At 69.2% G+C, this 19,265-nt stretch carries 22 protein-coding genes and 1 tRNA gene; 15 read left to right on the forward strand and 8 right to left on the reverse strand.

The window, feature by feature from the left end; all coding sequences use genetic code 11:
* The 4 genes from LAJ19_RS03135 (at position 1) to LAJ19_RS03150 (ending at position 2,676) form a co-directional block, all read left to right on the forward strand.
* A complete protein-coding gene (locus tag LAJ19_RS03135) occupies positions 1 to 519 on the forward strand; it encodes an NUDIX hydrolase (protein WP_225477943.1) in 519 nt (172 codons plus the stop codon).
* Positions 512 to 838 (forward strand): hypothetical protein, encoded by a 327-nt coding sequence (locus LAJ19_RS03140; RefSeq protein ID WP_225476859.1) that lies wholly within the window; start codon positions 512 to 514, stop codon positions 836 to 838. Before LAJ19_RS03135 ends, LAJ19_RS03140 begins: the two co-directional genes overlap by 8 nt.
* Positions 835 to 1,791, forward strand: coding sequence for an N-acetyl-gamma-glutamyl-phosphate reductase (argC, locus tag LAJ19_RS03145; protein WP_225476860.1), 957 nt, complete (start codon positions 835 to 837; stop codon positions 1,789 to 1,791). Before LAJ19_RS03140 ends, argC begins: the two co-directional genes overlap by 4 nt.
* 66 nt (positions 1,792 to 1,857) lie before the next feature.
* Positions 1,858 to 2,676 (forward strand): shikimate 5-dehydrogenase, encoded by an 819-nt coding sequence (locus tag LAJ19_RS03150; RefSeq protein WP_225476861.1) that lies wholly within the window; start codon positions 1,858 to 1,860, stop codon positions 2,674 to 2,676.
* Positions 2,677 to 2,697: 21 nt separating this feature from the next.
* Here the strand turns inward: LAJ19_RS03150 and LAJ19_RS03155 are convergent, their stop codons facing one another.
* From LAJ19_RS03155 to LAJ19_RS03165, 3 genes are all read right to left on the reverse strand, one after another.
* The gene (locus LAJ19_RS03155; RefSeq protein ID WP_225476862.1) at positions 2,698 to 3,468 is read right to left on the reverse strand and encodes a segregation and condensation protein A; all 771 of its coding nucleotides are present in this window, start codon (positions 3,466 to 3,468) and stop codon (positions 2,698 to 2,700) included.
* Positions 3,469 to 3,474: 6 nt separating this feature from the next.
* On the reverse strand, positions 3,475 to 4,473 hold the full coding sequence (gene trpS / locus LAJ19_RS03160) for a tryptophan--tRNA ligase (protein ID WP_225476863.1): 999 nt from the start codon (positions 4,471 to 4,473) through the stop codon (positions 3,475 to 3,477).
* An 89-nt stretch (positions 4,474 to 4,562) separates the two neighbouring features.
* Complete coding sequence (locus LAJ19_RS03165) at positions 4,563 to 5,564, reverse strand: LacI family DNA-binding transcriptional regulator (RefSeq protein WP_225476864.1); 1,002 nt, start codon at positions 5,562 to 5,564, stop codon at positions 4,563 to 4,565.
* Positions 5,565 to 5,717: 153 nt separating this feature from the next.
* On the opposite strand from LAJ19_RS03165, the gene LAJ19_RS03170 reads away from it, so the two are divergent.
* The 5 genes from LAJ19_RS03170 to LAJ19_RS03190 all read left to right on the forward strand — a co-directional run bounded on the left by LAJ19_RS03170 (position 5,718) and on the right by LAJ19_RS03190 (position 10,261).
* A complete protein-coding gene (locus LAJ19_RS03170) occupies positions 5,718 to 6,230 on the forward strand; it encodes a copper chaperone PCu(A)C (RefSeq protein WP_225476865.1) in 513 nt (170 codons plus the stop codon).
* On the forward strand, positions 6,227 to 6,901 hold the full coding sequence (locus LAJ19_RS03175; RefSeq protein ID WP_225476866.1) for an SCO family protein: 675 nt from the start codon (positions 6,227 to 6,229) through the stop codon (positions 6,899 to 6,901). The genes LAJ19_RS03170 and LAJ19_RS03175 overlap by 4 nt, the downstream gene beginning before the upstream one ends.
* The gene (locus LAJ19_RS03180; RefSeq protein WP_225476867.1) at positions 6,898 to 7,734 is read left to right on the forward strand and encodes a cytochrome c oxidase assembly protein; all 837 of its coding nucleotides are present in this window, start codon (positions 6,898 to 6,900) and stop codon (positions 7,732 to 7,734) included. Before LAJ19_RS03175 ends, LAJ19_RS03180 begins: the two co-directional genes overlap by 4 nt.
* 121 nt (positions 7,735 to 7,855) lie before the next feature.
* Entirely contained in the window at positions 7,856 to 9,121 is a 1,266-nt protein-coding gene (locus LAJ19_RS03185) for an NAD(P)/FAD-dependent oxidoreductase (protein WP_225476868.1), read from the forward strand.
* A 531-nt stretch (positions 9,122 to 9,652) separates the two neighbouring features.
* Positions 9,653 to 10,261: a VOC family protein gene (locus LAJ19_RS03190; RefSeq protein ID WP_225476869.1), complete on the forward strand. Its 609-nt coding sequence runs from the start codon at positions 9,653 to 9,655 to the stop codon at positions 10,259 to 10,261.
* A gap of 17 nt (positions 10,262 to 10,278) precedes the next feature.
* Here the strand turns inward: LAJ19_RS03190 and LAJ19_RS03195 are convergent, their stop codons facing one another.
* Positions 10,279 to 10,911, reverse strand: coding sequence for a rhomboid family intramembrane serine protease (locus LAJ19_RS03195; protein ID WP_225476870.1), 633 nt, complete (start codon positions 10,909 to 10,911; stop codon positions 10,279 to 10,281).
* Positions 10,912 to 11,027: 116 nt separating this feature from the next.
* Here LAJ19_RS03195 and LAJ19_RS03200 point away from each other — a divergent pair, with 116 nt between their 5' ends.
* Positions 11,028 to 11,963: an aldo/keto reductase gene (locus LAJ19_RS03200; protein ID WP_225476871.1), complete on the forward strand. Its 936-nt coding sequence runs from the start codon at positions 11,028 to 11,030 to the stop codon at positions 11,961 to 11,963.
* Between the two features lie 61 nt (positions 11,964 to 12,024).
* Here LAJ19_RS03200 and LAJ19_RS03205 read toward each other — a convergent pair whose 3' ends face one another.
* The 4 genes from LAJ19_RS03205 to plsY all read right to left on the reverse strand — a co-directional run bounded on the left by LAJ19_RS03205 (position 12,025) and on the right by plsY (position 16,409).
* Complete coding sequence (locus LAJ19_RS03205) at positions 12,025 to 13,824, reverse strand: proline--tRNA ligase (protein WP_225476872.1); 1,800 nt, start codon at positions 13,822 to 13,824, stop codon at positions 12,025 to 12,027.
* 372 nt (positions 13,825 to 14,196) lie between these two features.
* Positions 14,197 to 15,216 (reverse strand): aspartate-semialdehyde dehydrogenase, encoded by a 1,020-nt coding sequence (locus tag LAJ19_RS03210; RefSeq protein ID WP_225476873.1) that lies wholly within the window; start codon positions 15,214 to 15,216, stop codon positions 14,197 to 14,199.
* 199 nt (positions 15,217 to 15,415) lie between these two features.
* Positions 15,416 to 15,715: a hypothetical protein gene (locus LAJ19_RS03215; RefSeq protein WP_225476874.1), complete on the reverse strand. Its 300-nt coding sequence runs from the start codon at positions 15,713 to 15,715 to the stop codon at positions 15,416 to 15,418.
* Positions 15,716 to 15,818: 103 nt separating this feature from the next.
* A complete protein-coding gene (gene plsY, locus LAJ19_RS03220; RefSeq protein WP_225476875.1) occupies positions 15,819 to 16,409 on the reverse strand; it encodes a glycerol-3-phosphate 1-O-acyltransferase PlsY in 591 nt (196 codons plus the stop codon).
* A gap of 100 nt (positions 16,410 to 16,509) precedes the next feature.
* Here plsY and LAJ19_RS03225 point away from each other — a divergent pair.
* The 5 genes from LAJ19_RS03225 (at position 16,510) to LAJ19_RS03245 (ending at position 19,168) form a co-directional block, all read left to right on the forward strand.
* Positions 16,510 to 16,599 (forward strand) — tRNA-Ser (locus LAJ19_RS03225).
* A 160-nt stretch (positions 16,600 to 16,759) separates the two neighbouring features.
* Positions 16,760 to 17,650 (forward strand): tyrosine-type recombinase/integrase, encoded by an 891-nt coding sequence (locus LAJ19_RS03230; protein ID WP_225476876.1) that lies wholly within the window; start codon positions 16,760 to 16,762, stop codon positions 17,648 to 17,650.
* Between the two features lie 311 nt (positions 17,651 to 17,961).
* Entirely contained in the window at positions 17,962 to 18,507 is a 546-nt protein-coding gene (locus LAJ19_RS03235; RefSeq protein ID WP_225476877.1) for a site-specific integrase, read from the forward strand.
* Between the two features lie 76 nt (positions 18,508 to 18,583).
* Positions 18,584 to 18,826: a DUF3467 domain-containing protein gene (locus LAJ19_RS03240; RefSeq protein WP_225476878.1), complete on the forward strand. Its 243-nt coding sequence runs from the start codon at positions 18,584 to 18,586 to the stop codon at positions 18,824 to 18,826.
* A 12-nt stretch (positions 18,827 to 18,838) separates the two neighbouring features.
* On the forward strand, positions 18,839 to 19,168 hold the full coding sequence (locus LAJ19_RS03245) for a hypothetical protein (protein WP_225476879.1): 330 nt from the start codon (positions 18,839 to 18,841) through the stop codon (positions 19,166 to 19,168).
* Positions 19,169 to 19,265 lie beyond the last annotated feature (97 nt).

Below are 19,265 nucleotides of genomic sequence, written 5' to 3' on the forward strand. Positions count from 1 at the left end.
ATGCACGCGGCGCGGGAGGTGGAATGGCTCGACCTCGTGAACGAGCACGATGAGGTCGTGGGCGCGGTCACGCGCGGGGCGGCCTGGGCGCAGCGCCTCCCGGTGCGGGTCATCAACGCCTTCCTGAAGGACAGCGCAGGAAGACTGTGGATTCCGCGCCGCACCACGCACAAGCGGATGTTCCCCGGCTGCCTCGACATGAGCGTCGGCGGGCACGTTGAGCGCGGCGAAACGTACGAGCAGGCGTTCCGCCGCGAAACGCAGGCGGAACTGCGGCTGAACGTGAACGATCTGCCCTGGCAGCAGATCGCCACCTTCACCCCCCGCGACGGCCTGAGCGCCTTCATGCACGTGTACGAGATTCACAGTGACGCCACCCCCCACTTCAACCCGGACGACTTCAGCAGTGCCCAGTGGCTCACGCCCGCCGAACTCGTCACGCAGATAGAGCAGGGCGACACGGCCAAAGGCGACCTCCGGCGCCTGGTGCAGCGGTGCTACGGGGTGGGCCATGCGTGATGCGCCGTTCCTGCTGGCCCGCGTTCACCTGCCGTTCGAACGAGCAACCCCGTTCCTCTACCGGCGATTCGGGGACAACGTCGGTGCGATGGATGGCAGCATCTTCAGCTTCCAGCGTGCCGGAGAGCCGGTCAACGCATACGCGTGGTGGGAGACCCTTACCCCGGAGGTCATCGGGCGGGGCAGGCACGGGGTGATCCGCATCGTGCCCAAGACGCCGGACTTCTGGACGCACCTGAAGCCCGGAACGTCCCTGGCTATGACACCCGAAGACCTGCACGCGCAGGTCACGCAGTCCCTGATGGAGAATCAAGCATGACAGTCCCCAAGGTGTTTATTGATGGTGAGGCCGGAACGACCGGTCTTCAGATCCGGCAGCGGCTTCAGGGCCGCGCGGACATCGAACTGCTGAGTATCGACCCGGCGCGGCGCAAGGACAGTGCGGCGCGGGCGGAACTGCTGAACGCAGCGGACGTGAGCATCCTGTGCCTGCATGATGACGCGGCGCGCGAAGCGGTGAGGCTCACCACCAATCCGGCCGCCCGGCTGCTGGACGCCAGCACCGCGCACCGCGTCAACCCGGAGTGGGTGTTCGGGTTCCCGGAACTGAATGCCGCGCAGCCCGGACGGATTCGCACGGCGCGCTACGTCGCCAACCCGGGCTGCTACAGCACCGGCGCCATTGCGCTGCTGGCCCCGCTGACCGGTGCGGGGCTCATTCCCGCGGACTTCCCGGTGAGCATTCAGGGCTACAGCGGGTACACCGGCGGCGGGCGCGCCCTGGTCGACGCCCACGAGCAGGGCGCGGCGCACCCCATGAAGGGTGAGTTCCTGAGTTACGCGCTTGGGCTGGGCCACAAGCACATTCCGGAGACCATGCGGTACGGCGGGCTGAGCCGCACCCCGATCTTCACGCCGAACGTGGGCGTCTGGGCGCAGGGCATGACCGTCACCGTACCGCTGCACCTGCAGGACCTGGGCACCACGGCCGCCGCCCTTCACGCCGCGCTCAGGGACCACTACGCCGGACAGCGGTTCGTGCGGGTCTTCGAGCCGGCCGACAACCCCGAGATTCTCGACCCGCAGAGCCTGAACGGCACCAACGAGCTGGAGCTGTTCGTGTACGCCTCCGCGGATGGCGAGCGGGCGGTGCTGGCCGCGAGGCTGGACAACCTGGGCAAAGGCGCAGGGGGCGCGGCCGTGCAGAACCTGAACCTCATGCTGGGCCTGGACGGCCAGGCCGGCACGCGGGCCGACGGAGCGCTGGAATAGACCGGTTCCAGACTGCCCGCCCTGGGTCGCGGCCTGGCCGGACGGTGCCGGGCTAGGCTGTCAGGCATGCCTGGAATCACCAAGGACACGCAGCTGTGCATGAGCGTCTCGGCCCGCCCCGGTAATTTCGGCACGCGGTTTCACAATCACCTGTACGGAGCACTGGGGCTCGACTTCGTGTACAAGGCGTTCCGCGTGTCGGACATCGCGGGCGCCGTGGCCGGCATCCGCGCGCTGGGCGTGCGGGGATGCGCGGTCAGCATGCCGTTCAAGGAAAGCGTGATTCCGCTGCTTGATGAACTGGACGACTCCGCAGCCGCGATCGGCTCTGTCAACACCATCGTGAACACGCAGGGTCACCTCAGGGCGTTCAACACGGATTACACGGCGGTGCAGCGCCTGATCGTCCGGCACGCGCTGAACCGGTCGGCGCGGGTGGTGCTGCGCGGCAGCGGCGGCATGGGCAAGGCCGTCGCGAGCGCCCTGCGGGACGCGGGGTTCACGAGTGGCGTGATCGTGGCCCGCAACGCCCTGGCCGGGCGTGAACTGGCGGCGCGCTGCGGGTGGGAGTGGCTGCCGGACACGCCCCCGGTGCAGCCAGGTGACGTGCTCGTGAACGTTACCCCGGTCGGCATGGCTGGCGGCCCCGACGCAGGCATGCTGGCGTTCACGCCCGCCGCCATTGCCGCGGCAGGCACGGTCGTTGACGTGGTGGCCCTGCCCAGCGAAACGCCCCTGATCGTAGAGGCGCGGCGGCAGGGCAGACCCGTGATCACGGGTCTGGAGGTGGTGGCGTTGCAGGCGCTCGAGCAGTTCGTGCTGTACACCGGCGTGCGGCCCACCGACGAGCAGGTGGCCGCGGCCGTGCAGTACGCCCGCACGTGAGCCGCGCCTCCGGGAGAAGCGTCAGTCGTCAGTGACGTGTGACGTGACGGCGATGTCCCCGTACGTTTCGTCCTGCTGCACGCTGAAGTTCCCTTCCTTGACGCCCTCGAGCAGCGCGGCGAAGTAGGTGGTCTGCTCGCCCCAGTCCTGCGTGGGAATGCCGCGGAACGTGAAGGTCCGCAGGCGCCGCCCGAATGCGCGCAGGGCGCCCAGGGCGTCCGCCAGCGACAGCCGCTCGCGGGCCAGCAGGGGCACCTCGACCTGCCGCACGGCGTTCTGCGCCGCCTGCACCAGTTTCGACAGGCTGCCCTGCGGGTTGCGGGGGCGCTCGCGGCGCGGCAGGGTCACGGGAACCGGCCGCGCCGGGATCAGGCCCTCCCGCTCGCGGCGCCGGGCGGACAGGAATCCCACCAGGGCGTCCAGTTCGGCCAGCGCTTCCACACCCTGCAGCACATCGTCAAGGGGATCACCGAAGTCCGCGTCGGCCAGCGCTTCGTCCTCCTCGGGCTGGGGAAGCAGGAGCCGGGCCTTCAGGGCAATCACGGCGGCCAGCGTGGGCAGCAGGTCCGGGTGGGCCTGCGCGGCGCCCGCCCCCGTGAACGCCTGCGCCCAGCGCAGCACGTCCCGCGTGAGGGTCAGCAGCGGCACTTCGCCGGGCAGGATCCGCCCGGCGCGCAGGGCGGCCGCCAGTTCCGTCAGTGTGCCCGTGAAGACCGGCAAGGCCACGGTAAAGCCAACCGCCCCGCTCCCGGACGGCGGGGCAGAGGCAGGCCGGGCGGGCGCGGCAGTCACGGGCCTCTAGAGTTTCAGGAAGCCGACCTTCTCGCGCACTTCCTCCATGATGGGCTGCGCCAGGGCACGGGCCTCCCGGGCGCCCTGCGCGATGGCGTCGCGCACGAAGTCCGGGTCGGCCTTGAAGTCCTCTGCGCGCGCCTGGATGGGCGTGAGGTGCGCCGTGACGCCCTCCATGAGTTTCTTCTTGCAGTCGATGCAGCCGATCCCGGCGGTGCGGCACCCCGCGTACACCAGTTCAATGGTGTCCAGGTCGCTGAACAGTTTGTGGTAGTCGCCGATCAGGCACTTTTCGGGGTCGCCCGGGTCCGTGCGGCGCACCCGCGCAGGGTCGGTGGGGGCCACGCGCAGCTTCTGCCAGATGGAGTCCAGGGGTTCCAGAATGCCGATGGTGCTGGTCTCACCCTTGCTTTTGCCCATCTTGCCGTTGCCGTCCACGCCGGGAATGCGCAGGGCGTCGCGGTTGTACACGGCCCGGGGTTCCGGGAAGGTTTCCCCGAACGCGTGGTTGAACTTCCGGGCAATTTCGCGGGTGAGTTCGATGTGCTGCGTCTGGTCCTCGCCGACGGGCACGGTGTCGGCCTTATACAGCAAGATGTCAGCCGCCATGAGGGCCGGGTACATCAGCAGGCCCGCGGGCACACTCTCGAGCTGCGCGGATTTGTCCTTGTACTGCGTCATGCGTTCGAGCTCACCGACCGGGGTCAGCGTCGTGAAGATCCACGAGAGTTCCTGATGCTCGGGCACGTGCGACTGCACGAAGAACGTCACCTTCTGCGGGTCGAGGCCCACCGCGAAGTTCGCCACGGCCATCTCAAAGGTCCGCTGCGCCAGCCGCTGCGGGTCGAACGCCGCGGGGTTGGTGATAGCGTGCAGGTCCACCACGCAGTAGAGGGAATTCTTACCGTACTCCTCGCCCAGGTTCACGTAGTTGCGCATGGCGCCGAAGTAATTTCCGATGTGCGGTTCACCGGTCGGTTGGATTCCTGAAAAGACGCGCGGCATAACCCCGCAATTCTAGAGCACCAGCCCCTGGTCAGGGTCCTGCCGGGGCGCGAGACGCGCCCGGGCTGGAGAGGGACACCCGGGCCGGTTCAGGCGCTGCCGCGCACCACCAGCCGGGGCTCGAACCGCCGGGCGCGGGCGGGTCCCTTGAAGCCGTTCAGGCGGGAGAGCAGCAGCTGCGCGGCTTCGTACCCCATGCTCTCGACGGGCTGGTGCAGCGTGGTCAGGCCCCGCTCGGCGGCCCATGGCTGGTCGTCAAAGCCGATCACGCGGATGTCCTGCCCGATCTTCAGGTCGCGCAGGCGGATCTCGTCAAGCAGCGCGCCGGCCAGCATGTCCGCGGACGCGAAGACCGTGCACGGCAGGCCGCCCGCCAGGGCCTGGTCCAGCAGGGTGGCGGCGGTGTTGCGCGCAGCAAGGGAGTCGAAACTGCTGGTGTACTCGGTGCGCACGCTGCGCCCCGCGCTCTGCAGGGCGCCCATGAAGCCGCTGCGGCGGTCCTCGAAGACACGGGTGGTGAACAGCTGGTCGAGTTCCGTCTCCACCCACACGGCGTACAGGTCACCGGGGAACTGCGCGGCGTACTCCCCGGCGAGCCGGCCGCCCGCCACGTTATCCATGAAGGACGAGTCGACATTCTCCGCGTACGCGTCGACGAGCACGGTGGGCTGCTGGGTGCGCAGGCGCCGCTCATGGAACATCTGCGTGAGGTTGTAGGTCGCCATGACCAGCCCGTCGGCCTGGTAGGCAAGGGTGTGCGACCCCAGGTAGCGTTCCAGGCGGGAGCGGTCCAGCAGCGGGAAGATCGCCACGTCGTACCGCGCTTCCTGAAAGGCGGTTTCCAGTCCGTCGAGCAGGCGGACGTAGAATTCGGTGGTGAGGACGGGCAGCAGCACGCTGATGGTGTAACTGCGGCCGCCCGCGATGCGCCGCGCGTGGGGGTTGGGGGTGTACTCCAGCTCGGCAATGGCTTTCAGCACGCTTTCGCGTGTGGCCCCCTTGACGGCCACGTGGTTGTTCAGCACCCGTGAGACGGTGCCGACGCCAACCCCGGCGTGCCGGGCTACATCCTGGATGGTGGGTTTCCGCATGATTTGTTCTCCAGAGTACCCTTTTTTTGGAACGGGTTCCACAGCGGGCGCAGCCCCCGGTCACCGCGGGGACAATGCAGCCCCCCACGGCGCCCTAGACTGCCCCCTGACGGTGCCCACCCCCGGTACCCCGCCGCACAAGGAGTGCCCCTGATGACCTCACCCCGTCCCGCCACCGGACCCGCACGGCCCCTGCTGACCGCCGCCCTGCTGCTGCTCGCCCTGGCCCTCGCGGCCCCGCTGCTGATGCAGGCCCGCACGGACCACCCGGCCGCGCCGGGCGCTCTGCCGGCCACCGGCACGCTGCCGCTCACCGTGCAGGACGTCCGGGTGGTGGCCGTACCGCCCGGCATTCAGGAGACCAGCGTGTTCGGCACGTTCACCAGTACCGGGCCGGAGGACCTGCAGCTGAGCGCCGTGAGCAGCCCCGCCGCGGCGCGCGGCATGCTGATGGAGACGCACACCCATGACGGCATGACCGGCATGAGCCGCACCCGGACCCTCACCGTTCCCGCCGGCGGCACCCTGACACTCAGCAACGCTGGCGACCACGTGATGCTCACGGGCCTGCGCGGAGCCCTCCGCGACGGCGACCGGATCAGCCTGACCTTCACGGACCCTGGCGGCCGGACCCTGACCTTCGACGCGCCGGTGGTGAAACCGTGACGTCGGTCCCGCCACCCCTTGGGGTTCCCGCCGGGCCCCCGGCGCCGCCGGCCCGGCCCTGGTACGTGTCCGCGGTGCTGGCCCTGGTGGCCGTGACGCTGCTGCTGCTGGGCGCCTGGGTGGTCGCCCGCGTGCGCAGCCCCTACCCGTTCTTCGGGACGGCGCTGCCCGCCGGCACGGCCGCCGCGCCCTTCAGCGGGCAGGGCCTCGGCGGGCAGCCCTTCACGTTCACGCCCGGGCAGAACGGACAGGTCACGGCGGTGTTCTTTGGCTTCACCCACTGCGCCAGCATCTGCCCGCTGACCCTCTCGTACCTCAACAAGGTGCGTGACGCGCTGCCCGCCGAGCAGCGCCAGCGCTTCCGGATCATCCTGGTCAGCGTGGACCCCGACCGTGACACGCCGGCGCGCCTCAACAAGTACGTCACGTACTTCGGCCGGGAAGGGGTGGGGGTCCGCATTCCCGAGCCCCAGCTTGCCCGCGTGGCCCGCGCCTACGGCGTCGCCTACCAGAAGGCGGACGTGCAGGGCACCGAATACCAGATCAACCACACGACCGCCACGTACCTTGTGGACGCCCAGGGCCAGCTGCGGGTGCTGTGGGACTACACCCAGCTGCCACAGGTGGACCGCGTGAAAGCCGACCTGCAGCACGTCCTGGAGGCCTCATGACCGCGCCTGTCAACCTGAACCCCACCCTCGCCGACCTGCTCACCCCACACCCGGACCTGCTGTTCCTGGTGCCCACCCTGCTCGCGGCCGCCGCGTACGCCTGGGGGTACGCCCGCGCCCACCGCACCCCGGACGGCCGGGTGCTGTGGCCCGCCTGGAAGGCCGCGCTGTTCGCTGCGGGCGTCATTGCGCTGCTCCTCACCACGCAGAGCCGCGCCGCGACCCTCACGCAGAGCAGCATGGCGCTCTACATGGGCCGCCTGATGCTGCTGGCCGAACTCGTGCCGCCCCTGATGGTCCTGGGCCTGCCGCGCCTGCCCCTCAACCCGCAGCGGGGTGCCGGCCGCCTGCTGAACGTCCTGCTCGACCCCTGGGTCGCGCTGGCGCTCTGGACGGCCGTGATCATCTTCTGGAACGTTCCCGCCGGTTTCAACGCCAGCGTCGTGTCCAATTCCGCCGCCGCGCTGCTGCCCGGCCTGTACCTGCTGAGCAGCCTGCTCGTCTGGAGCGTCATCCTGCGCCCCCTGCCCAGCGTGCAGCCCGCCGACATCGGCTCACGCGGCTGGTTCGGGCTGCTGGCCGCGCTGCCCATGATGGCCGTCGCCAGCGTGTGGCTGTACGCCCCCCGCGTCCTGTACACCCCGTACGTGAACGCGCTGTGCCTGTGGAACCTCACGCCCCTGCAAAACCAGCAGCTGAGCGGCTGGGTCATGATGCTCGCCGGCCTGCCCGCCCTGGCCCTGGCCTTCATTCAGCTGTTCGCGTGGCTCGTGAACCTCTCCGAATCGCAGGGCATGCCGCCCCAGCCTCCCCAGGGCGGCGCCCGCCCCTGAACGGCACCCGAAACCCGGCACGCGGCCTCTGCCGGGGAAGGCAGGGGCCGCGTGCCGTTCAGGGGCGCTCCGGATCGTCAGCGGGCACACCCCGCCCCGGACCCTGCGCTAGCCTGCACGCATGCATGACGTTCTGGTGATTGGCGGCGGCCTCGCGGGCCTCACCGCAGCGCGGGTCCTGAAACGCGCCGGGCAGCGCGTCCGCGTGCTCGAAGCCGCGCCCGCAGCCGGCGGACGCGTCCGCTCGCGCGTCACGGACGGCTTCACGCTGGACGCCGGGTACCAGGTGCTGTTTCCCGCCTACCCGGCGGCGCAGCGTCACCTGAACCTCGCCGCCCTGGACCTCGTGCCCATTCCGTCGGCCGCCGTGATCCGCCGCGGCGCACGCACCGACACGCTCGGCAGTCCCCTCGGCGACCCGGGCGCGCTGCCCGCCACGCTCCGGGCCACCGCCCTGAGCTTCAGCGATAAGGCCCGCGTGGCGGCCCTGGCCCTGCGCCTGCGCACACCCGCCCCGCACGCCCTGCTGCGCGGCCCGGACGAATCCACGGAGCAGTACCTGCGCCGGTTCGGGTTCAGCGACGCGGCCCTGAATCACTTCTTCCGGCCGTTCTTCGGCGGCATTTTCCTGCGGCGCGACCTGAGCACCAGCGCCCGGCTGTTCCGGTACTACTTGCGCATGCTGATCGACGGCGGCGCCGCCCTGCCCCGCGCCGGCATGAGTGCCATTCCCGACCAGCTCGCCCGGGACCTTGACGTGACCGTGAACGTGCACGCCCAACGGCTGAGCGTCCACGCCGGGCACGTCACCGTGCACACCAGCGCCGGCGACCTTGACGCGCGGCAGGTGATCGTGGCCACCGACCCGAGCACCACCGCCCGCCTGACCGGCGCGCCCACCCTCCCCGGCAGCCTCGGCGGCACGTACCTGCACTACGCCACGGCCCACCGGGTCGACCGTGAGCCCCGCCTGCTCCTGAACGCCGAAGACGGGCTCATCAACAACGCCCACTGGCTCAGCAACGCCGTCCCTGGCCGCGCCCCCCAAGGGCAGCACCTCCTGACCGTCACCGTCCTGGGCACGCCCGACCCGGGTGACGCTGCCCTGGACGCGCAGGTCCGCCAGGAACTGGCCCGGTGGTACGGCCCCGCACCTGTGGCCGCCCTGCGCACCCTGCGCGTGGAACGCATCCAGCATGCGCAGTACCCGCAGCCCGCCGGGTACGCCGCGCACCTGCCCGGGCACGCCACGCCCCTGCCCGGCGTGATTCTCGCGGGGGAGATCACCGCCATGAGCGGCATTCAGGGCGCCATGGAAAGCGGCGAGAAGGCAGCGGCCATCATCCTGAACGACCCTGCCGGCATGAGCCGCCCCCGCGGCGCGTAGACGACGGTCAACCGGCACGCCGCCTTTCACGCGTGACCACACCGTAAGACAGTGATGCACCGGGTTCTTCTTTCCGTGACGGGCCTTGACCTGGCCGGCCGCGTACAAACGCCACCGGTCGTCAGGGTCAGCAAAGACTCCTGCATGCTCACCGGCACCTGAACCAGCACACTCACAGCCGGCTCAACAGGCGCCACCGCCGGGGTGGATCTGATTTTCACCGCCAGCTGCCCCAGCCGGGAACAGCCCACTGCCGGAACGGGGGAGCCTGGACGGTCAGGCCGTGACCGGACCACTCGATGCACATCACGCCATCCTAGCCCAGACGCCGGCCTTTGATTCCACGCTTTCCGGAGTGCTTCCCGTCCGCAGCGGAGCGCAGACGACCGGAACACTGAACGTGTTCGCGTCTGTGGGGGCGTCCGCACCAGTCGCTCCTTCCGGTACAGCGCCCCAGCACAACCACCCTCCGGCGTTCCAGGGCCCCCCCAGCCGCCTCTGGGCATCCGCGCAGGGCCGTATGCTCAGGGCATGACGGCCCGCCTGGACCACCTTGTGATCGCCGCTCGCACCCTGGCCGAGGGCCGGGACTGGCTGGAGGGCCGGCTTCTCGTGCCCACGCAGCCCGGCGGAGAGCATCACCTGTTCGGGACCCATAACGTCCTGCTGTCACTGGGCCCGGACGCCTATCTGGAGGTGATTGCCGTGAACCCGGACGCGCCCGCACCGCCGCGGCCCCGCTGGTTTGAGCTGGACACCCCGGCCATGCAGGAGCGACTCGCGCACGGCCCGGCACTCATTCACTGGGTGGCGCAGGTGCCGGACCTGCCGGAAGGCAACGGCGTGCTGGCCCTGTCGCGCGGCGAGAACCGCTGGACGGTCACGGTGCCCGCCGACGGCCACCTGCCGGGAGGGGGGGTTGCCCCGTCCCTCATTCACTGGCAGACGCCGCCGCCCCCCTCACGCCTGACGGACGTGGGCGTCCGGCTGGGACACCTGCGGCTGGGCACGCCCGACCCGGACGCGCTCAGGGCGCACCTGAACACCCTGCACGTTCACGGCGAAGTGGAAGTGTACGAGGCGCCCCGGCCGGAACTGGGCGCCCAGCTGATCACCCCGCACGGGCCGGTGGAAGTGTAGGCCCGGCCGGGGCTTCCTCAGCGCAGCCGGGAAACACCCGGCGCCGGCCCGCGCGGCGGGCGGCGGCGGTGCAGCAGGGCCGCGGCCACCAGACCGCCCAGGAAACCGAACAGGTGCGCTTCCCACGACACCGCCGGGTTGGCCGGCAGAACGCCCCACAGGATGCCGCCGTACAGCACGAACGCCACGGCGGCCACGCCTATTGCGGCGGGCGTCCGTTCCCACCAGCCCACACCCAGCAGGTAGGCGAGCAGGCCGAACACCAGTTCGCTGGCGCCCAGGTGCACGCTCCCGCCCCGGCCCAGCAGCCACACCAGCCCCCCGCCCAGCAGCACGATCACCAGCAGCGCCGTCAGGAACCGGCCCGTGCCGCGCAGGGCGCTCATGAACGTCAGCGCGGCCAGCGGCACGGTATTGGCCAGCAGGTGCGCGAAGCCCGCGTGCAGGAACGGGGCGCTCAGCACGTGCCAGAACGTCCCCGGTTCACGCGGCTCGATGCCGTACCGGTCGAGGCTGCCGCCGAACACGAGCAGGTCCGTCACCTCCTGCGCCCACAGGCCCGCGACCAGCAGTCCCGTCACGGCCGCGGCCGGCAGCACCCCGGAACGCGCAGCGGGAGGCCCAGGCCTGAGGGAAGGAGAGCGTCGCATCCTCCACAGCATGCCTGAACGGCGGGACGGGGCGCGTCCGCCGGACGGTGCAGGAGGGCGGCGGTCCTGACCTCTGCCTGCGGGCTCCTCACCCCGGGGGCGGTACGCTGCTGGGCATGCAAACGCGAACACTGGGGCACAGCAGCCTGAGCGTCTCCACAGTCGGCCTGGGCTGCAACAACTTCGGCGGTCGACTGGATCAGGCGGCCACCACGGCCGTCGTGCGCCGCGCCCTCGACGCCGGCATCACCCTGTTCGACACCGCCGACGTGTACGGCAACCGGGGCGGCAGTGAGGAACTGCTGGGCCGCGCCCTGGGCGGTGAACGCGGGACGATCGTGCTGGCCAGCAAGTTCGGCCTGGACATGGGCGAAGGGCGGCGCGGCGCGCGGCCGGCGTACATCCGCCAGGCGCTGGAGGCCAGCCTCAAACGCCTGGGCACCGGGTACCTGGACCTGTACCAGCTGCACACGCCGGACCCGGAAACGCCGCTTGAGGACACGCTGGGCACCCTGAACGAACTGGTGCAGCAGGGTCTGGTGCGGGCTGTGGGGGTCAGCAACATGCCCGCCGCTGACGTGCGCGCGGCCGACACCCTGGCGCGGGAGCAGGGCTGGACGCGCTTCACCTCCTGCCAGGACGAGCACAGCCTGCTTGTGCGGGACGTGGAAACAGACCTGATTCCCGCCATGCGCGAGTTGCAGCTGGGTCTGCTGCCGTACTTCCCGCTGGCCAGCGGCCTGCTGAGCGGCAAGTACCGCGCCGGGCAGCCGCTGCCCGAAGGCGCGCGGATCACCGGGTCCCAGAACGCCCAGGACCGCTACCTGAACGACCACAACTGGACGGTGGTGGAGGCGCTGCGCGCGTTCGCGGAGACGCGCGGGCGCACCCTGCTCGAACTGGCCTACAGCTGGCTGCTGTCCTTTGACGTGACGAGCAGCGTGATCGCGGGCGCCACGACACCCGAACAGATTGACGCGAACGTGCAGGCCGCCAGCTGGGTCCTCTCGCCGGAGGAACAGGCGGAGGTGGACCGCATCACCGGCCGCTGAGGGTCACGCCTGTGCAGGTGCGGCTCCCGTGGCGGTAGAAGCCGCGCCTGCACGACTCAGCTCACCGCCTGCCCGTGCGGCCGCTCAGCCACGCCACCACACCCTCCATCGGCAGCTGATACGTTTCCCCACTGCGGCGGTCCTTCACCTCCACCTGCCCGTCCTGCTCCAGGGCGCGGCCCACCGTAACGCGGTACGGCAGACCCACCAGATCCGCGTCCGCGAACTTCACTCCGGCCCGTTCCGCGCGGTCGTCGAGCAGGACCTCCAGGCCCGCCGCATGCAGCGCCGCGTACAGCGTGTCGCCCGCGGCGCGCTGCGCGCCGTTCTTCACGTCCACCACAATCAGGTGGGCGGAGTAAGGCGCGATGACGTCCGGCCAGATCAGGCCCCGCTCGTCCGAGAGCTGCTCCGCGACCGCCTGCACCAGCCGCGTCACGCCGATGCCGTAGCAGCCCATCTGAAACGGCTGTTCGCGGCCGTCCGCGGCGGTGAATGTGGCGGCCATCGCCTGCGCGTAGCGGGTGCCCAGCTGAAACACGTGCCCCACCTCAATCCCCCGCGCCGAGCGCAACGCCTGAGCGCCGTCATGCGGGGCCGCGTCGCCCGCGCGGGCCTGGCGCACATCCACCACTGCCGGCAGCACGAACGCTCCGGAGCCCCCCACTGATGCCCAGTTCACGCCAGTGACGTGCCAGTCCGTCTCATTCGCGCCGGTCGCGAAGTTACGCAGGGCCGCGCCAGCCTCATCGCACAGACGCAGGAACGCCGCCGGACGGCCCTCGGCCGGGGCGATCACGCTGTCCGGCAGGTCCGGGCCCATGAAGCCCAGCGGCAGCGGCTGGGCAGCCCACCCGGCCCGCTGCGAGACCTGCAGCTCCACCAGCTCGCCCGTCACGCGCGCCTGGACCGCGTTCCAGAGTTTCACCGGATTCACGGTGTGATCCCCGCGCAGGCTCACCAGCACCGGCTGCAGGACCCGGCGCTCGCCCTGTACGGCAACGGCGTCGTACAGCACGTTCTTCAGCAGGTGCGCCGGCGCGCAGCCCAGCGCTCCGCACGCCTCCGTGACCGTCGCGGCGCCCGGCGTCTGCTGCCGCGCGAAGACCGTGAACGGCGACAGCGGAGCCGCCGCAGCGCGCGACACGGCCCGCTCCGCGTTCGCGGCGTACTGTCCGTCCCCGGTGAACAGCACCTCGTCCTCACCCACGTCACTCAGCACCATGAACTCCCGGCTCTCCGCGCCGCCGATGCTGCCACTGTCGGCCTGCACCGCCCGCCACGCCACCCCCAGCCGCGTCAGGATCCGGCCGTACACGCCGCTCATGACCTCAAAGTGCGCCCGCAGGTCCTCCTCATCGGCGTGAAAGGAGTACGCGTCCTTCATGGTGAATTCCCGCGTGCGCAGCAGCCCGAAGCGAGGACGGAGCTCATCCCGGAACTTCCGCCCGATCTGGAACACGCTGAGCGGCAGGTCACGGTAACTGCGCGCCAGGCCGCGCACCACGTCCAGCGCCACCTCCTCGTGCGTCGGTCCCAGCGCATGTTCCCGCCCCGCGCGGTCAGTCACAGTGAACATGATCCCCTCAGCCTGCGTGTACGCCGCCCAGCGGCCCGACTCGTCCCACAGATGACGGGGTTGTAGCACCGGGAAGCTCACCTCCTCTGAAACGCCAGCCAGTTCCTCACGGATCAGCGCCTCAAGCTTGTGCGTTACGCGCGTCATCAGCGGCAGGTGCGCGTACAGGCCACTCCCGACCCGGCGGACATACCCGGCGCGCAGCAGATGCTGGACGGCGCGCGTTTCGGCGCCGTCCGGGACTTCACGCCAGGTGCGGAACAGACTGGAACTCAATTTCATGGAAGTTCTCCCCCCCAGAAGGCGGGCGCAACAGGCGCGCGCCGGCCATCCGGTCATTCAGCGGTGTGACTTGGCGGTGGGTCAGGTCGCCCGGCGCAGACGGGCGGGGCGACACCAGCTCAGGTGACAGGCTTTACACCCCGAAGGGTGGCGGGAGTACGGGCAGGCCCGCACCGACGCGCCAGGGCGCGCGCAGGGTGCCGGTCATCTGTCCGCTCATGTCCGTCAGGGTAGGGGAGGAGACTGCGCGGGTCAAGCGGCAGCCAGCGGGTGCAGGACAGCCCAGGTGCCCGACCTGAGCGCCGGAAGCCGCGCCACAGAAAAAGGCCGGGGCATCTCCACCCCGGCCTCCACCCGCTGCGCAGCAGGGACCTACACCCGCTGCTTCACTTTCAGCGCCCCTTTCTGCTGCAGGTACTCCGCGATCTGCACGGCGTTCAGGGCGGCGCCCTTAAGCAGCTGATCACCCGCCACGAACAGGTCGATCCCGCCGTCGAACACCAGCGACTCCCGGATCCGGCCGACCTCCACGTCGTACTTCCCGCTGGCGGTCAGCGGCATCGGGTACAGCTTCTCGCCGGGGGCGTCGCGGAGCTCCACGCCCGCCGCGCCGGCCAGCAACGCGCGCACCTCGTCCGGCGTGGCCGGCTTCTCCAGGTCCAGGGTGATGGCCTCGCTGTGCGTGCGCAGCGTCGGAATGCGCACCGCAGTACAGGAGATCTTCAGCGAGTCATCCCCGATGATCTTGCGGGTCTCCCACGCCACCTTCATTTCCTCTTTCGTGTACCCGTTGTCCTGGAAGGCGTCAATGTGCGGAATGACGTTGAAGGGAATCGGGTGCGCAAACACGTTCGCCTGGGCCTGCCCGCCAGCCAGCTCCACGCGCGTCTGCTCCAGCAGCTCCTCCATGCCCTTCGCCCCGGCGCCGCTCGTCGCCTGGTACGTGCTCACGATCATGCGTTTCACGCCGTACGCCCGGTGAATGGGCGCCACGGCCACCACGGCAATCGCGGTGGTGCAGTTCGGGTTCGCGATGATGCCCCGGTGCGCCAGTGCCGCGTCCCCGTTCACTTCAGGCACCACCAGCGGCACGTCCGCGTCATAGCGGAAGGCGCTGCTGTTGTCGATCACGACCGCGCCGCCCGCCACCCACTTCGGCGCCAGGGCCTTGCTGATACTGCCACCCGCCGACGCGAGAATCACGTCCGCGTCAATGGCTCCCTCCGGCGTGGCCTGCACGGTCAGTGCCTGCCCCCTGAACGTCAGCGTGCTGCCAGCGCTGCGCGGCGACGCGAACAGCAGCAACTCGTCGAACTGCAGCGAGCTGCCTTCCAGCACCTTGAGAAGTTCGTGCCCTACCGCTCCGGTCGCTCCCACAATCGCTACGCGCATGCTTCCTCCTTGAACAGAAAAACCGCCCGACGAGTCTCGCAGGGCGGCTGCCGGAACGACACCGCCCTCACGGGGTCATGGTGGTCAGGCCGGTATTCATGCCCGCAGGGTAGGCGCTGCGGGCAGACGGGTCAAGGCTGCCTGCCTAGCGTCAACGGACCGCCCTGGACTGCCTGACGTGCCGCGCCGCAGCAGGGGGTTACTTGCGGCGGCGCAGGAAACTCAGCCACCCGGCCCGTTCGGGCTGCCTCGCCGGCGCGAAGTCCTCCATGCGGATCTCCGCCTCCGGGTGCGGCGCGGCCTCCCAGCCGTACTCCGTGGCGATCAGGCCGCCGAACCGGCCGGCGGCGTACAGGGCGTGCGTCCGCTCCTGATCCTCAGTCACAGCGCGCGGATCGGCCAGCGCCTGCAGCATCGCCTGCAGGCTCTCGTCGTCGCACGCCCAGTGACCCTGGGTGAAAATGGCTTCCTTACCGTAAACGCGAATCCTGGCCGACATGCGCTCCTCGTTCGTCCTGCGGATGGTCCCGGCTGCCGGGACCCGGGGTGGGTTGTGATGACCCGGCCAGCATAGCGTACGCAGAACGCAAAACGGGGAGTCCTCAGACCTTCTGCCCGAACCGGCGCTCCGTGCCGGCATGCAGCTTGCGGACGTTCTCCCGGTGCTGCCACGTGAGCAGGCCCGCCAGGGCGCACACGACCAGCGCCAGCCACACCGGCCCGAGCAGGAACGCCGTGAAGGCCGCCACGACCGACGCCAGAATGCTGCCCGCCGACACCAGCCGCGTCAGCCACACCGTTGCAATGAACACCAGCACGAACCCCGCCCCGGCCAGCGGCAACAGCGCCACGACCGTCCCGAAGGTGGTCGCCACCCCCTTGCCGCCCCGGAATCCCAGGAACGGACTGAAGTTATGGCCCACCACGGCCGCCACCCCGCACGCCGCCATAACCGGCAGCCCCAGGTTCAGCTGAGCGGCCAGCCATACGGCCAGCGCGCCTTTCAGAATGTCGAACGCCGCGACCAGCAGGGCTGGACCGTTCCCCAGGGAGCGCTGCACATTCGTGGCGCCGCTGTTCCCACTGCCCACCTTGCGGATGTCCACGCCGCGCGTGCGGGCCAGCCAGGCGGCCGCGGGAATCGACCCGAAGAGATAGGAGATCAGAACCGTCAGCACGGCAAGAAGTGGCACAATCGCATGATAGGGCAGCGGCATGACAGGCGAATTACTCGCAGGACCTGCGCGGCTGGTCTTGCACTTCCCCCCGCGACCCGGTAGTCTGCTGTGCGCTGGAACGGTGCCCGAGTGGTTGAAGGGGCACGCCTGGAAAGCGTGTAATGGGGCAACCTATTCGAGAGTTCGAATCTCTCCCGTTCCGCCAGAAGAGAAAAGAGTGCCGCGACCGCTGGTTGCGGCCTTTTTGTTGCGCAGTGGCCTTGTGTTCCCAGCGTGACGACAGAAAAGAATCCACCCTCTTTTCTGCCGAAGTGTTCAGACATTTCAGGGTCAAGCGTGAGCAAAAAACGCCGCTGGAGGCAGCTATGTTCGATCAACTCCAGCAGGTTATCAACGAATTCATTCTCGACGGGGAAGCCCGCGGCCACAGCGACAACACCCTGCGCGCGTACCGCAATGCCTTCCGGTCCTTCACCGATTGGATGGGTGAACGGCGGATCGAGCGATTGGGCCAGCTCACCCCCAGCGTGCTCCGGGAGTACGCGGTGCACTGCGCCGCGACCCTCTCCCCAGGCGGCGCTCATGCCCGCTTACGGCCTCTGAAAACGCTCTTCAAGTGGGCGCAGCAAGAGGAGCTGGTGGCGCAGGACCTGAGCCGCCGTCTGCCCATGCCGAAACTCACCCGGGAGCCGATGCCCGCCGTGCGGTTTGGCGATTTTCAGAAGCTGATCGGGGCGGCCCGTACCCGGTCTCGCACTCCCTTGCGAGACGTGGCTCTGCTCACCGTGTTGTATGACACTGGCATTCGCGCGTCTGAAGCACTCGCCCTGACGCTGGAGGACGTCCGGCCAGAGGGCTTTCTGCTGATTCGGCAGGGCAAGGGCGGGAAGTCCCGCTCGGTGCCGATGGAGCGGCCTACGCTGAAAGCCATCCGGGCTTACGTGCATCAGGAGCGGCATGAGGAGCCCGTCACCACAGCGCTCTTCCTGGCAGGCGACCACGCCATGAGCCGGGGCACCCTGGACAAGGTGCTCGAACGCCTCTGTGAGTGTGCTGGGTTGCCCCGTCTGAGTGCCCACGCATTCCGGCGTGGCTTTGCCGTGCAGTACCTGCGCAACGGGGGAGATGTCTTCACACTGCAGCGCATCTTTGGGCACACCTCCCTGGAGATGAGCAACCGCTACGCGCAGCTCCTCCAGGACGACGTGAAACTCGCCCATCGGCGGGCCTCGCCCCTACGCAGTACGGACCGCTGACCATGGCGCGCATTGACACGCAGGTTGAAGCCTGGCTGGCCGAGCGGCGCGTACTTGGCATGACCGCGGCTGGTGATGCGGCCTTCCGGTTGACCTGGCAGGCCTTCAGAACCGTGCCAGGCTCCTTTCGGCCCACCCGGGAGACTGTACGTCTCTTCGGCCGTGCGCAGGCGGCTGTGGACGCAACTGGGGCTGACCGTTACCTGCGGCTGCTCCTGCGTCTCCTGACCGTGCTGATGGAGCGAGGGGCCATCTCTCCGTTCCCCCTGCCTCCACGCCCGTCACCGCGCCGTGTGGACGGCCGGGTACCCATGACGGAGGCAGAAGTCCAGAACTTGGTCCTGGCCATTCCGGATCTGGGTGTCCGCACATTGGCAGCCCTGGTGTACTTCACGGGCCTGCAGGCCGCGCGGCTGATCCCCCTCAAGCCGCATCAGGTCACCCCGCAAGGTCTCCGGTTGCCTGTGGAGCGAAGCCGCTACGCGTCATACGTGCCGCTGGGGGCCGACGCGTCAGACATCGTGGAGCAGTGGACACGGCGTCGCCAGACGACCTCTGACGCGTTTCTGCATGACCGCCATGGGGCCCCGCTCACCCTTCGGGAAGCCTCAGCCGCTCTTCGTCAAGCTGGAGCACAGGTCAACCGGCCAGCAGTGGGCTTCGGGCACTTGCAATACGCGCACCTCCCGCTGCTGGCAGCAGCCGCGCCCGTGTTCAGCCGGGACCTGCTTGAAACCCGGTTGCAGCAGCCGTTTCGACTTCGGTACGTCGACATCCCACGCCTGTTGGACGGGCGGACCGAACGTGACCTCTCACAGACGCCCATCACGCCGCTCGAACGCATTCTCAAAGGATGACCACCGGGCCTGACGCTCCAAGACCACGTTCGTCTGTTCTCGCCTCAGTGAGTCGCATCACACCCCAGGAGAATCAATGACTCAGCTCAACATCCGCGTGCCCAACGACATCCGCCCCCTCTATGCCAATTTCGCCGTGCTGGACACCACCAGAGATGAGGTGATCATCGCCTTCTGCTGCGCGGAGGGCGGAGTGGAGCGTCCCGAAGCGCAGCTCGTCCAGAAGATTGTCATGACCCCAGCCAATCTCAAGAACCTGCATGCCAGCATTGGTGAGCTGCTGGAGAAGCATCAGATGCGCCATGGGCCTTTGGGGTAGGCTCTGCGGACCGTGCTCCAGGAAATTTCTAACCCCGACCTTCGTCTGGAAGATCTACCTCCCAGTACCGCCGACTGGGAGACCATCGGGACGTTTGCGTTGACCTTCAACGGGTATCACCGCTGGCCGGACTCCCCTTCTTGTGGAGACATCGCCAACGACGTTGCGGAGCACTACAGCGAGACAGGTCGGTTGCCCCAGGGTCTGGATGTCTTGCGGTCCTGTCTGTTCTTCGAGCAGCGCCGCTGGCGTCACTTCGGCGATACCCCTGAAGGTGAGGACCTGGCATACATCAAAGCTCTTGTTGCAGCGATCCGCTGGCATGTTGAGCGGCGGCACTGAGCGCAGCCATGGGCGGCGAGCCACCAGACGCCCGGCTGAAAAAACACCTTTCCTGCCGTGTGACCTCCCAGGGGTACCACGCGACTGGCACAGCCAA

It is taken from the genome of Deinococcus taeanensis, assembly GCF_020229735.1.
In the GTDB taxonomy this organism is placed as follows: domain Bacteria; phylum Deinococcota; class Deinococci; order Deinococcales; family Deinococcaceae; genus Deinococcus; species Deinococcus taeanensis.

Coding starts and splice junctions, on each gene's coding strand:
- LAJ19_RS03135 (WP_225477943.1), top strand. CDS start 1: ATGCACGCGGCGCGGGAGGTGGAATGGCTCGACCTCGTGAACGAGCAC.
- LAJ19_RS03140 (WP_225476859.1), top strand. CDS start 512: ATGCGTGATGCGCCGTTCCTGCTGGCCCGCGTTCACCTGCCGTTCGAA.
- argC (WP_225476860.1), top strand. CDS start 835: ATGACAGTCCCCAAGGTGTTTATTGATGGTGAGGCCGGAACGACCGGT.
- LAJ19_RS03150 (WP_225476861.1), top strand. CDS start 1,858: ATGCCTGGAATCACCAAGGACACGCAGCTGTGCATGAGCGTCTCGGCC.
- trpS (WP_225476863.1), bottom strand. CDS start 4,473: ATGCCGCGCGTCTTTTCAGGAATCCAACCGACCGGTGAACCGCACATC.
- LAJ19_RS03165 (WP_225476864.1), bottom strand. CDS start 5,564: ATGCGGAAACCCACCATCCAGGATGTAGCCCGGCACGCCGGGGTTGGC.
- LAJ19_RS03170 (WP_225476865.1), top strand. CDS start 5,718: ATGACCTCACCCCGTCCCGCCACCGGACCCGCACGGCCCCTGCTGACC.
- LAJ19_RS03180 (WP_225476867.1), top strand. CDS start 6,898: ATGACCGCGCCTGTCAACCTGAACCCCACCCTCGCCGACCTGCTCACC.
- LAJ19_RS03185 (WP_225476868.1), top strand. CDS start 7,856: ATGCATGACGTTCTGGTGATTGGCGGCGGCCTCGCGGGCCTCACCGCA.
- LAJ19_RS03190 (WP_225476869.1), top strand. CDS start 9,653: ATGACGGCCCGCCTGGACCACCTTGTGATCGCCGCTCGCACCCTGGCC.
- LAJ19_RS03195 (WP_225476870.1), bottom strand. CDS start 10,911: ATGCGACGCTCTCCTTCCCTCAGGCCTGGGCCTCCCGCTGCGCGTTCC.
- LAJ19_RS03200 (WP_225476871.1), top strand. CDS start 11,028: ATGCAAACGCGAACACTGGGGCACAGCAGCCTGAGCGTCTCCACAGTC.
- LAJ19_RS03205 (WP_225476872.1), bottom strand. CDS start 13,824: ATGAAATTGAGTTCCAGTCTGTTCCGCACCTGGCGTGAAGTCCCGGAC.
- LAJ19_RS03210 (WP_225476873.1), bottom strand. CDS start 15,216: ATGCGCGTAGCGATTGTGGGAGCGACCGGAGCGGTAGGGCACGAACTT.
- LAJ19_RS03215 (WP_225476874.1), bottom strand. CDS start 15,715: ATGTCGGCCAGGATTCGCGTTTACGGTAAGGAAGCCATTTTCACCCAG.
- LAJ19_RS03230 (WP_225476876.1), top strand. CDS start 16,760: ATGTTCGATCAACTCCAGCAGGTTATCAACGAATTCATTCTCGACGGG.
- LAJ19_RS03235 (WP_225476877.1), top strand. CDS start 17,962: ATGACGGAGGCAGAAGTCCAGAACTTGGTCCTGGCCATTCCGGATCTG.
- LAJ19_RS03240 (WP_225476878.1), top strand. CDS start 18,584: ATGACTCAGCTCAACATCCGCGTGCCCAACGACATCCGCCCCCTCTAT.